This window comes from Actinoplanes sp. NPDC049118, assembly GCF_040648555.1.
Classification (GTDB): domain Bacteria; phylum Actinomycetota; class Actinomycetes; order Mycobacteriales; family Micromonosporaceae; genus Actinoplanes.
Genome location: NZ_JBEZDY010000025.1, coordinates 22050 through 34061, shown reverse-complemented (window position 1 = coordinate 34061; position 12012 = coordinate 22050). Strand labels below are relative to the sequence as shown.

At 73.4% G+C, this 12012-nt stretch carries 8 protein-coding genes; all 8 read right to left on the bottom strand.

Features of this window, described 5'->3' with window-relative positions:
* Positions 1-39 precede the first annotated feature (39 nt).
* Positions 40-651, bottom strand: a complete 612-nt coding sequence (gene epsC / locus AB0B58_RS32080; protein WP_360231217.1) for a serine O-acetyltransferase EpsC — start codon at positions 649-651, stop codon at positions 40-42.
* 22 nt (positions 652-673) lie between these two features.
* On the bottom strand, positions 674-898 hold the full coding sequence (gene pptA / locus AB0B58_RS32075) for a tautomerase PptA (RefSeq protein WP_360231214.1): 225 nt from the start codon (positions 896-898) through the stop codon (positions 674-676).
* Positions 886-2178: an ATP-grasp domain-containing protein gene (locus AB0B58_RS32070; RefSeq protein WP_360231211.1), complete on the bottom strand. Its 1293-nt coding sequence runs from the start codon at positions 2176-2178 to the stop codon at positions 886-888. The genes pptA and AB0B58_RS32070 overlap by 13 nt, the downstream gene beginning before the upstream one ends.
* On the bottom strand, positions 2175-3515 hold the full coding sequence (locus tag AB0B58_RS32065) for an ATP-grasp domain-containing protein (RefSeq protein ID WP_360231208.1): 1341 nt from the start codon (positions 3513-3515) through the stop codon (positions 2175-2177). The genes AB0B58_RS32070 and AB0B58_RS32065 overlap by 4 nt, the downstream gene beginning before the upstream one ends.
* A gap of 11 nt (positions 3516-3526) precedes the next feature.
* On the bottom strand, positions 3527-4945 hold the full coding sequence (locus AB0B58_RS32060) for an adenylosuccinate lyase family protein (RefSeq protein WP_360231205.1): 1419 nt from the start codon (positions 4943-4945) through the stop codon (positions 3527-3529).
* Positions 4942-6915 carry an FAD/NAD(P)-binding protein gene (locus AB0B58_RS32055; RefSeq protein WP_360231202.1) on the bottom strand — a complete coding sequence of 658 codons (1974 nt, stop codon included), beginning with the start codon at positions 6913-6915 and terminating at the stop codon, positions 4942-4944. Before AB0B58_RS32055 ends, AB0B58_RS32060 begins: the two co-directional genes overlap by 4 nt.
* 117 nt (positions 6916-7032) lie before the next feature.
* Positions 7033-10917 carry an amino acid adenylation domain-containing protein gene (locus AB0B58_RS32050; RefSeq protein ID WP_360231199.1) on the bottom strand — a complete coding sequence of 1295 codons (3885 nt, stop codon included), beginning with the start codon at positions 10915-10917 and terminating at the stop codon, positions 7033-7035.
* On the bottom strand, positions 10914-11996 hold the full coding sequence (gene aroF / locus AB0B58_RS32045) for a 3-deoxy-7-phosphoheptulonate synthase (RefSeq protein WP_360231197.1): 1083 nt from the start codon (positions 11994-11996) through the stop codon (positions 10914-10916). The genes AB0B58_RS32050 and aroF overlap by 4 nt, the downstream gene beginning before the upstream one ends.
* Between the last annotated feature and the right edge of the window lie 16 nt (positions 11997-12012).

Below are 12012 nucleotides of genomic sequence, written 5' to 3'. Positions count from 1 at the left end.
GATCCCAATCTCTGTCGACGGTGATTGACTGCGGACTTCTCACCAGGAGCCGGTCGATGCGGCCTGGCGCAGCAGGTCGGCGGCCGGGCGCTCGCCGGACCGGCCGGTCTGTGCGGCGACCGGCGCCAGCGCCCGGTGGCCGGCCGGCACGTCGGAGATGACCAGCGCCTGCGCGCCGATCACCGCTCCGGCGCCGATGGTCACCGGGCCGAGCACGGTGGCGTTGACGCCGAGCAGCACGCCCGAGCCGACCACCGGGTGCCGGCGTTCCCCGTCGGCGCGCAGGTTGTCCTGGCGCCAGCCGAGCGCGCCGAGGGTGACCTGGTGGTAGATCGTGACGTCGTCGCCCACCACCGCGGTCTCGCCGATGACCACGCCGGCGCCGTGGTCGATGAAGACCCGGCGACCCAGCACGGCGCCGGGATGGATCTCGACGCCGGTGAACGCGCGTACCGGCAGCATCAGCAGGCGGGCGGTGAGACGCCGGCCCCGCCGGTGGATGCGGTGCGCGAGCCGATGCGCCCAGATCGCGGTGATGGTGGGGTGCAGCAGGGCCTCGGGAAGGCTGCGGATGGACGGGTCGCGGGCCAGAACGGTCCGCAGGTCCTCCAGCAGGATCCGGAGCAGGCCCGGCGGTGTGCTTGCTGGCACTGTCTCCACCGTCCGCCCTGGGTCAGTAGTTCGGTCGCTTGCAGAGCAGGTCCCGGTGTCCCACGATCTCCGGCTGGTAGACCCGCTCGTTCCACAGGTCCGGGTCGACCGGCTCGAGCGCGATCGACACGACGCCCTCGTCGCAGCCGAACGCGCTGCGCACCGCCCGGGTGATCTCGGCGATCAGCTCCGACCGCTGCGCCTCGCTGAGCTCCGCGGGGAAGTGTTTGATGCTCACGTGCGGCATGCCGGCCTCCTTGGCTGCGGTGGGTTGTCCCCGGCGCCGGCGGCGCCGGCCGGGGTGGTGCCGGCGGTGTCCACGTCGATGTCCAGCAGGTCCTCGACCCGGCGCACGAGCCGCCGGGTGTCCTCCGCCGAGGCGCCGCTGACGATGACGTAGCCGTGCCGGGTGCGCCAGTCCACGATCCGCGGAATCGGATCGCCCGGCGCGAACGGGAAGCTCAGGTCGTGCACGAACTCGCACGCCCGCGCCGCGTCCAGGCCCTGCACCGAGCGCAGCACTCCCACCGGGAGGTCGAAGTAGTGGATCCGCGCGGTCCGGTCGCCGGTCGCCGGGCTCAGCGGCCCGCCGTCCATCGCCTCGAAGATCGAGCGTGGCAGGTCGAAGCCGCTGGACAGGCCGACCAGCTGCGGGATCTTGTCGCCGCCGAGCCGGGCCTGCGACTCGACGATCCGCGGACCGTCCGGTGTCAGCTTCACCTCGGTGTGCGCCGGGCCGGTCTGGTAGCCGGTGATGTCCAGCATGGCCACCACCAGCTCGGACATCGCGGCGGTGTCCGGCGACGGCGGCTCCGGGTGCACGTGGCCCATCTCGACGAACAGCGGGGGCGGGCCGAGCAGCTTGCGGGTCACCCCGATCACGTGATGGACGCCGCGCACGCTGACGGTCTCCACGCTGAACTCGGGGCCGCGCAGATACTCCTCGATCAGCACCGGGCCGGCGTATCCGTAGGACTCGAGCAGTGCGCCCCAGCCGGGCAGCTCGCCGGCGTTCTCCAGCAGCAGCACGCCGCGGCTGCCGGACAACTCGGTCGGCTTCACCACGACCGGCAGCGAGAAGCCGTCGAGCAGCGCCGCCACGTCCTGCCACCGGTCCGCGTGCGCGAACCGCACGGGGGACAGGCCGTGCCGGTCGAGCGCCTGGCGCAGCGCGAGCTTGTCGTTGAGCAGCCGGACCGAGCCGGGGGAGTTGACCGCGAGGCCGAACTCCTCGGCGACCCGGTAGGTGAGCAGCATGCTCTCCTCGGCGCCGAAGTGGCACAGCACGTCGGGGCCGAACCGCGCGACCGCGTCGCGCAGCACGCCGGTGAACTCCTCCGGGTCGTCGAAGTCGGCGAGCCGCAGCGTCACCGCGGCGTCGGCCAGGTCGGCGAGGTACCGCTCGGCGGCGTCGCCGAAGATCCTCGCGGCCACCTTCGGATCCCAGATCGCGTAGATCTCGAAGCCGCACCGGCTGGCCTTCGGCAGGTAGTCGAGGTAGGGCATCACCATGACGGCCCGGGTCATCGCGTCGCTCCCGTCGGCTGCCCGGCGGGGACGACGGTGTGCACCTTCACCGCGTCGCGTACCCGGCGTTCGAGCTGATCAAGATCTTCGGGGGTCGCCGCGTCGATGAAGAACGTGACGGCCCGGTCCTCCGCGCTGCGCAGCACCTCGAGGGCGGCGCCGCGGTCCTTGAGCACGAGCACGGCGCGCAGCGTCGGCGGGTCGTCCGGGTGCCCGGCGGGGATCCGCGGCCAGGGGCCGTTGTCGCCGGTCCAGGTGGCCTGCACGCCGGGCCAGTCGACGGTCACGTCCTCGAGGATGCCGGGCTCGTTGCGCAGGTACACCTGACGGGCGTACCGGCGCGGCGCCGGGTACGAGGCCGGTTCGCCCAGGGCGATCCGGATGATCTCCGGCTCCAGCGGGACGCCGGTGACCAGCTCGTAGAGCACCATGAGGCCGCCGCCCGGGGTACGGGCCGCCACCTCCATCAGGAAGGGTCGTCCCGCGTCGTCCAGCCGCCATTCCGCGTGCACGACGCCGTCCTCGAACGCCAGCGCGGTGAGCATGCGCTGGTTCGCCTGGAGGAGGGCGTCGCATTCGCCGCGGACGTGGTGCGGCACCGAGTGCGCCACCTCGACGAACGTGCTGTCGAAGGCCTCCGTCGTCTCCTTGCGGGTCACCGAGGCCAGGAGCGTGGTGCCGTCCTGCACCAGGCACTCCACCGAGAACTCCTGACCGACGACCTTGTCCTCGACCAGGACGGTCTCGTGCGCGGGGTAGCCGGCCAACTGCTCGAGGAGCTCGGCGGAGTCCCGCACGGCCACCACCCCGGAGCTGGAGTGCCGGGCCGCCGGCTTCACGACGGCCGGGAAGCGCACCCCGGTGCCGTCGAAGGCGGCGCGGCGCGCCGCGGGCAGCACCACCGACGGCGGGCTGAACTGCGGCAGGTACCAGCGTTGCAGGTACTTGCTGCGGCACGCCCGGGTGGCCCGCAACCCGGGCGTCGGCAGCCCCAGCGCGTCGGCGAGCAGCCCGGTCGCCTCGACGACGGTCTCGCCCGCCGACTGGACACCGACGATGGTGTACCGCTGGCGCCACTGCTGAGCCGCCGCGACCGTGCCCGCGATGAAGGCGCCCTCGACGTTGAAGTCGCCCTCCACGAAGGCGATCTCGTCGATGGCGGCCGCCGGGTGGCCGGGGGTGTCGAGGCCGGCGAGCGCCGGCTCCCGCCACGCCTCACCCGTGATCACCAGGATCTTGAGGCCGCGCGCGGCCAGCTCGGTCAGGTAGCGCGGGTTGCGGCAGATGATGGAGAAGGCGCCCGTCAGGATGAAGGCCTTGGGTGGTGCGTGCGACATGGTGTACTCCCTCAGGATTCATCGGGTGGGACCGTCGACGTCCGGTACCGGGCGAGCACCCGGTCCACGATCTGTTCCGCGGAGCCCAGGTACCGCGCCGGGGTCAGCAGCTGCCGCAGCTCCGGCCCGTCGAGCTTGCCGGCCAGCTCCGGCGCCGCGAGCAGGTTGTCCTCGAAGCCGGCCGCGTCGGTCAGCGCGAGGCGGGCGAGCAGCTTCTTGGCCGTGGCCTTGCCCAGCACGGGCGCGAGCACGACGCCGAGCCGCTCCGAGACGATGGTCCCCCCGGTGAGCGCCAGATTGCGGCCCAGCCGTTCGGGAAAGACCTGCAGGCCGCCGGTCAGCTCGGCGGCCGTCGCCGCCGCGCCGCCGGTCAGCCGCAGGCACTCGCGCAGCGGCTGCCACTCCGCGTGCCAGCCCCCGGCCGAACGCTCGTCCTCGGCCAGCATCGACTGGGCGAGCACGGTGGCGTACGCCGGCACCTGGCGGGCCGCCGACATGATGAGGGTGGCCAGCACCGGGTTGCGCTTCTGCGGCATGGCCGACGACTCGCCCCGGCCCTCGGCGACCGGCTCCGCGACCTCGGCCACCTCCGTACGGGACATGCCCTGCACGTCGAGGGCCAGCTTGCCGAGGGCGCCGGTGACGAAGGCGGACACCGCACCGATGTCGGCGAGCGGCGTGCGCAGCGCGTGCCACGGCGCCGCCGGTTCGGTGAGCTCCAGCTCCTCGGCGAACACGGCGGTCAGTTCGAGGCCGTGTGCGCCGCCCGCGGCGCCCCGGCCCGCGGTCGCGGCGTACTCCACATAGGAGGCCAGAGTGCCGGCCGCCCCGCCGAGCTGCGCGGGCAGGCCGTCGGCGGTGAGCCGGCGCACCCGGTCCAGCGCGTCCAGGACGAGGGTGAGCCAGCCGGCCGCCTTCAGCCCGAAGGTGATCGGCACGGCGTGCTGGGTGAGGGTCCGCCCGGCCATCGGGGTGTGCCGGTGCGTGTCCGCGATCGCCGCGATCGCGCCGGCGCAGCGCACCAGGTCGTCCTCGACCGCCTTGAGGACCCGCGCGGCGAGCAGCATCGCCGCCGAGTCCAGCACGTCCTGGCTGGTTCCGCCCCGGTGCACGAACTCGGCCGCCGCCGGGTCGATCCGGCTGACCTGCGCCGCGAGCACCTGCACCAGCAGCACCACCGGGTTCGCGGCGCCGCGCGACCGCGCGCTCAGCGCGGCCAGGTCCACCGACTCGGCGCGGGCGGCGGCGGAGATCGCCGTCACCGACGACCACGGTATGACGCCCAGCCGGGCCTGCGCCCGGGCCAGCGCGACCTCGACGTCCAGCATGGCCTGCAGCCAGGCCTCGTCGCTGACCAGGTCCGCGGCGCGGGTGCCGGCCCAGACCGGGGCCAGCAGGCCCGCGTCGGTACCCGGCGGACGCCCGCTCACCACGTGCTCCGCCCGCTGCCGCCGACCTCGGCCTGCCCGGCACGCAGCCCCGGCGGCACCGCGACGGACAGGGCCGCCCGGGCGATCGCGTCGGCGTCGCCGAGCATCACCGAGTCGACACCCGGCCGCGCACCGGCGGCGGTCGCCCAGTGCACGGTCTCGGTCGGCACGCCGTAGGCGAACACCCGGGGGTTGGCCGCGCCGGCGTCGTCGACGAGGTGGTACGGGGCGCCGCTGACCGCGAGCCCGCCGGACTGGTAGCCGCCGCCGGTGGCGTCGGGCACCGAGTAGGTGCGGCACCTGCGCGATCGCATCAGGTTGCGCAGCAGCGGATCCTCGGTGTGCCGGATGTCCACCACGGGCAGCCGGGCATCGATCAGGGTCCCTACCTCGACCTGCGAGCCGGTGACGGCCGACGCGCCGACCAGGAACGCGGAGTCGCCGGCCCGCACCTGCATGCCGGGGCCGAGCACGCGTACGACGTCCGCCTCGATCAGTGCGATCAGCTCCTCGATCCGGCGGGCGGGCGGCCCGATGGACAGATATGCGTTCAACGGTGTGTACCAGTCGCGCAGCTCGTCCCGATAGGACGTACCGGTCAGCCCGGCGTGGTCGACGATGAGCCGGATCTCGTTGCGGATGTCCCGCAGTGCGTCCAGTGCGGCCTTGACCGGGTCGCTGACGTTGCCGCCGCGGGCCTGCGCCACGTCGTCGCCGAGCAGCCTCAGCAGCCAGCCCCGGAACTCGGCGGGCGAGGAGAACTGCCGCCCGCGGTGCGGGTGTGCCACCGCCGACCAGTCCCAGCGCCGGTCCTCGCCGATGCCGGCGTCGCGCAGGAGCCCGGGCACGTTGTCCGCGCCGGCCTCGATGAACCGGGAGCGGAACGCGTCCGCGGCGGCCCGGCCGTCCTGCCGGGCGACGAGGGCCGCGTAGTACACGAGCTCCACCTCGCGGGCGATCAGCGGCCACACCTCGGCACGCAGCGTCGCCGGTCGCCCCGCCCGGGCACGGGCACGGAACCGCTCGATCACGTCGCCGGTCAGGAAGACCGGCTGGTGCCGCCCGGACGCGCCCTTCTCGTTCTCGCCCCTCGCGTGGTACGGGACCCCCCGCCGGGACCCGGCATAGATCACCGGCTCGTGCCCGGAGGCGCGGTAGACCAGGCCGCCGCCGGTGGACTCGAAACGGCCGCCACGGTCGCAGGTCAGCGTCGCCACGTAGTCGAAGAAGTTCAGGCCCAGCCCGCGCAGCGCCACCCGTTCGCCCGGCGCCACGGCGCTCAGGTCGACCTCGGCGGGGCTCGCCGGCGGCACGTACGTCAGGCCCCGCGCGGCCGCGAGGTCGCCGAGCCGGCGTTCCTGCGGCCCGGGCGGCATGTCCACGTGGCCCTGCGCCAGCGCCACCGCCGACAGCCGGGTGACGGTGGACCCGTCGGCCAGGTGCAGCGTCAGCGTGCCGTCGGCCTCCTCGTCGAGGGAGGTCGCGGTCTGCGCGTACCGGCGGATCGTCACCCCCGGCGGCGTGGTGTGGCAGATCCGGCTCAGGACCCAGGTCAGGTAGTGGCCGTAGAACGCCCGCGAGGGGTACGAGTCCGGGCCCAGCGTCCGGGCCTCGGCGAGCACCTGCTCGGGGCGCTCGTCGAACGGCTCCATCAGCAGCAGTTCCTTGGCCCACTCGTAGAGGCTGGGCCCGGGGCGGATGGGGCCGGCACAGGTCACCGACTCGTCGGTGAACACCGTCACCTGCGACGCGATCGTGTTCATCAGCAACGTGGGCGACTGCGTGCTCGTCCACACTCGACCGCCGGTCTCGATGAACGGATCCACCACGTGCACCACGATGTCACGCGACAGGTCCGCGGCGTTGGCACAGAGCCGTTCCACCACGCACACGCCGCGCGGACCGGCACCCACCACACCTATGTCGAGGGGACCGACGTCGTCGTACGTCTCTATACCAGCGCTGCGCAATTCGGTCTCCCTACAGGGTCGGCAGGGCCGGTCGGCCGTTGCTGAGCACGGCCGACGGCCGAGAGGTGCCGCGGTTGTCAGTTGGCTGTGTTGCAGGCGGCCGGCGTGCGCCGTGGTTCAGCGCCCGGCAGCGGCCTCGACGCCCAGCCGGTGCCGGACCGCGGCCGCCAGGTCGTCGACGCCGGGCACGGTGAGGACGCCGTAGTGATCCGCCGGGAGGTCGATGACCTCGGGGGCCCGCGCCGGGTACCGGCCGGGGTCCGCCAGCGGCGACGGTGCGTCGCCCCGGGCCGGGAAGATCGTGACGGGCGCCTCGATCCGGCGCGGAACGCCGGCCTCGGAGGCATCGTCGAGCGGGTAGGTCTGCTCGACGATCCGCACGATCCGGGCCACCAGGTCGGCGTCCAGGTGCGGGAACGTGTCGACGACGAACGCGATGAAGCCGGCCCGGTCGACGACCGTGTCCAGGCACTCGGCGACCCGGGCACCGGTGTCGGTGCCGCCGAAGACCGAGAAGAGGATCGCCAGGAACGTGCGGTCGGCGTAGCTCGGCGGGCCGCCCCGCGCCGCGCCGCGTGCCGCGCCCTGCGGCGAGCCGGGTGCGATCAGGAACAGGTTCTCCACCTGCCGGCCGGAGCGTTCGAGCTGATAGGCGGCCTCGAACGCGACCCGGGCACCGAAGGAGTACCCCCAGAGCGTGTACGGCCCCTGCGGCTGGACCCGGGTGATGACCTCGATGTCCGCGGCGGCCATCTCGCTGAGCCCCGCGTACGGGGTCTCGCCCTTGTTGATCCCGTACGCCAGGACGCCGAAGAACGGCCGGTCGAGCTCGACCCGCTCGGCCAGCGGCCGCAGGTTCATCACGTAGCCGCCCAGGCCGGGCCAGCAGAAGACGGGCGACCGGGTGCCCTCCGGGCGCAGCGGCACCAACCGGGCCGGCCGGCGCCCGGTGCCGTCGTCGACCCGGCGGGAGAGCTGCTCGATGGTCGGCGCCTCGAACAGCACCTGCAGCGGAAGCGAGCTGCGGAACTGCCGGTTGATCCGGTTGATCAGGCTCACCGCGATCAGCGAGTCGCCGCCCGAGGCGAAGAAGTCGTCCCGGACCGAGGCCTCGGCGCGCCGCATCACCTGCTTCCAGATGTCGCGGATCCGGGCCTCGGTCGGCGTACGCGGTGCGATGTGCGGCCGGTCGGCGGCGTGCTCGGCGGGCAGCTCGAGCCCCGCCAGCGCCACCGTGTCGATCTTGGAGTTGGGGGTGAGTGGCAGCCGGTCCAGCACGACTACCCGGTTCGGCAGCATGTAGTCGGGCAGGAAGGTGATCAGGTCGTCCCGGATGATCTCCGTCGGGCCCTTCATGTGCACGACGTCCTCGTTCATCCCGATGCTGCGGAGCTGTTCGTCGCTGACCCGCCCGCCGACGGCGAAGTAGGACGGGCCGACGGGCAGGCCGCGGGCGTGCAGGATGGCCGCGAGCCGCTGCGCGGACGGCAGGTCGTCGCCGGTCTTCGAGCTGTATCCCGAGGACATGAGGCCCAGCCGCGCGTCGTTGGACTGCAGGTGGTGCAGCCGGCGGCCGAGTTCGAGGTAGCTGAGCCAGCCGGCCGGCGGCCTGCTGACCAGCGAGACGCCGAAGCTCGAGCGCCGGTAGACCTGCTGGTTGATGGCGATGACGTGGCGCTGCAGGACGATGTCGTCGCCGACGGCCTCCAGCGCGCCGTCCGCGTACCGGTACAGGCCGGCGGGCAGCCCGCCGACCTTGCCCGGGTGTGCCTGCACGTAGACGTCGGCCGGGTGCTCCGGTCGGGTGCCGGCGAACGGCACCACCTCGAACGTGCCGAGGTAGTGGTCGTCCTCGGCGCACTCCAGGTGTTCGCGCACCCCGGGTGCGTACCCGTGTGCCCGGATGTCCAGGCCGTGCCGGGGAAGGACCCGCTCGAAGAGGCCGACCATGTGGCCGGCCTCGATCTCCAGGACCTCCTGGATGTTGTTGCGGTACACGGGCTCGACGGCCCGCCGTCTGCCGACGAAGTGCACGCGCAGCCGGGCGGGCGCCGACCCGGCCGCGGCCCGGATCAGCATCAGCTGGTGCCGCACGGGATGGTAGTAGTAGAAGCCCGGCCTCAGGCCGGCGACGCCGTCGATCTCCAGGTAGAGCTGCGTCGCGTAGAGCGCACCGGGTGAGGCGTAGCCGTACTTGGGCAGCAGCCGTTCGGTGCTGACGTACTGTCCGAAGTAGCGCAGGATCTCGCCGAGCCCGGCGCCGGTCAGCGTCGCGACGTCGCGGCCCGGAGCGCCGGCCACCCGCTGCCCCAGCAGGCGCAGGATGTCGGCCTTGGTGACCTCACCACCGTCGAAGAAGCGGTAGGTCTTGCGGGCGAACACCCGGCGCCACTGCTGCGCGCTGGGCTGTTTGCCGGGCAGGTCGACCACGGGCTTGCCGCGCAGCTGCGCGGCCGTCCGGCAGCCGTCGTTCGACAGCTGCGCCCGGGTCTGCAGCCGGCCCTGCTTGGACAGGTGGTGCGCGCCGTGGTTGCCCTGGTCCATCAGGGCGGCCTCTCTGGGGTTGAGCTCGACGAACGCGACGAGGTTCGGCGACCCGGTGCGCGGGTCGTCGCGGACCACCGCCGCCGCGCGCCGGACCCAGCCGTGGGTCTCGATCGCCAGCCGGATCTCGTCCAGCTCCACCCGGAAGCCGCGCAGCTTCACCTGGTTGTCGGTGCGGCCGGCGAACTGCACGGTGCCGTCGGCGTTCCACGAGCCGAGGTCGCCCGTGCGGTAGAGCCGGTCGTGGCCGCGGTCCGCGCGGAACGGGTTGACGACGAACTTCTCCGCGGTCAGCTCCGGCCGGTGCAGGTACCCCCGCGCCAGCTGCACGCCGCCGATGTGGATCTCGCCGACCTCGCCGGGCGCCACCGGGCGGCCGTCGCGGTCCAGCAGGTAGAACTCGGTGTCGTGCGCGGGCGTCCCGATCGGGATCGCCCGCGCCGCGCCGTCGGCGACGCTGCGCCGGTCCACGGTGAAGGCGGACGCGTTGATGGTGGCTTCGGTGGGGCCGTACAGGTTGGTGAGCGTGCATCCCGGCAGGGCCGAGACGAACCGCCGGGCCAGGTGCCGGGAGAGCGCCTCCCCGCCGCTGAAGACCTGCACCAGCGAGGTGCAGCCGGACAGCTTCCCGGTGTCCAGCAGCGCCTGCAGCAGGGTCGGCACGCACTGCAGGGTGGTGACGCCGTGCGCGTCGACGGCGGCGATCAGCCGCTCCGGGTCCCGGTACAGCCCGGGGCCCATGACGACCTGGCTGCCGCAGGCCGCGGCCAGCATCTCCCACTGCGCGGCGTCGAAGCTCAGCGGGGTCTTCTGCAGCACGATCCGGTGCCGGTCGATGCCCTGGGTCTGCTCGAGCCAGCGCAGCTGACCGACGATGGCGCCGTGCTCGATCATCACACCCTTCGGCTTTCCCGTGCTGCCGGAGGTGTAGATGACGTAGGCCAGCTGATCCGGCCGGGGCCCGATCTCGAACTCGTCCGCCGCGGTCGAACCGAGCCACAGGTCCTCGACGGTGACGACGGTCGTACCGTGCGGTGCCAGCGCGGCGGCCTGCGCCCGCAGGCGGCGTGGCGTCACGATGACCGCCGCGCCGGAGTCCTCGATCATGTACGCCAGCCGGTCCCGCGGGTACTCCGGCGACAGCGGCAGGTAGGCGCCGCCGGCGAACAGGATGCCCCAGACGCCGACCATGAGCTCGACCGACGGGTCCCCGAACAGCCCGACACAGGAGTCCGGGCGCACCCCGATCCGCCGCAGGTGGCGGGCCACGGCCGTACTGCGCCGGGCGAGCGCGCGGAAGGTGAGGCCGGCGGCGTCGGCGATGACCGCGAGGCTCTCCGGCCGGGCCCGCACCTGGTCGAGGAGCAGGTCGGGCAGGCTGCGGGCGGTCCGGCCGGCGCCCTCGGGGCCCGGGTCCCGCTCGGTCCTGGCCCCCGCCGGCATGTCCGCGGTGGTCATCTCGCCGGGATTGCCGAGGTGGCCGGCGCCTCGTCGACGGCGAGGGTGCCGACGGCGCTCATCGGACGTCCCAGCCCCATGCCCAGCATCTCCATCCGGCCCATCAGGGCGGCGAAGTCGGCCGGCAGCAGGGCCTGCTTGCCGTCGCAGAGGGCCCGCTCGGGATTGGTGTGCACGTCGATGATGAGGGCGTCCGCGCCGGCCGCCACCGCGGCGAGCGCCACCGGCTCGACAAGCGTCGGTACCCCGGTGGAGTGGCTCGGGTCCACCATGACGGGCAGGTGGGAACGCTGCTTCATCAGCGCCACCGCGGAGATGTCCAGGGTGAACCGGGTGGCCTGCTCGAAGGTCCGGATGCCGCGCTCGCAGAGGATCACCTGATCGTTCCCTTCGGCAAGGATGTACTCGGCGGCCGACAGCACCTCGTCGACCGTGCACCCGAACCCGCGCTTGAGCACGACGGGCAGGCCGGTCGCGCCGGCCTCGCGGAGAAGTTCGAAGTTCTGCATGTTCCGGGCGCCGATCTGCAGCGCGTCGGCGACCACGGCCACCTGCTCGACGTGCCGAGGATCGACCACCTCGGTCAGCACCGGCAGCCCGACGCTGCGGCGGACGTCCGCCAGCAGGGCCAGGCCCGACCACTGCATGCCCTGGAACGCGTACGGCGACGTGCGCGGCTTGAAGGCGCCGCCGCGCAGCCCCACCGCGCCGCAGCGGGCGACGACCTGGGCGACGGTGCCGAGCTGTTCGGCGCCCTCGACCGCGCACGGACCGGCGAAGACCGCGATGCGCCCGTCGCCGACGTCGGTCGGGCCGATCGAGACGACCGTGCCGGCCGGGCGCAGTTCGCGGCGGCCGAGCCGGAACCCCCCGCTGGACTGGACGACGGCCGTCGGCGCCGCGAGACGCAGCGTGGCGGGCGACGGCCGGGCCGGGCCGGTGGAGACGATGACGGGGGAGGGCCCCAGCCGGTGCGCCGCCGTCTCGTCACCGTGCAGCTCGAGGTGGGCGACCCAGGCGTCGAGGTCGGCCTGCGGCGTGGTGGGCTTGAAGACGTAGAGCCTCTCGATGCCGGACATGCCTGCTCCATAAGGT

Bases quoted from the DNA above. Each gene is read 5' to 3' on its own strand.
- aroF (WP_360231197.1), bottom strand. From the start codon at position 11,996: ATGTCCGGCATCGAGAGGCTCTACGTCTTCAAGCCCACCACGCCGCAG.
- AB0B58_RS32070 (WP_360231211.1), bottom strand. From the start codon at position 2,178: ATGACCCGGGCCGTCATGGTGATGCCCTACCTCGACTACCTGCCGAAG.
- AB0B58_RS32065 (WP_360231208.1), bottom strand. From the start codon at position 3,515: ATGTCGCACGCACCACCCAAGGCCTTCATCCTGACGGGCGCCTTCTCC.
- pptA (WP_360231214.1), bottom strand. From the start codon at position 898: ATGCCGCACGTGAGCATCAAACACTTCCCCGCGGAGCTCAGCGAGGCG.
- AB0B58_RS32050 (WP_360231199.1), bottom strand. From the start codon at position 10,917: ATGACCACCGCGGACATGCCGGCGGGGGCCAGGACCGAGCGGGACCCG.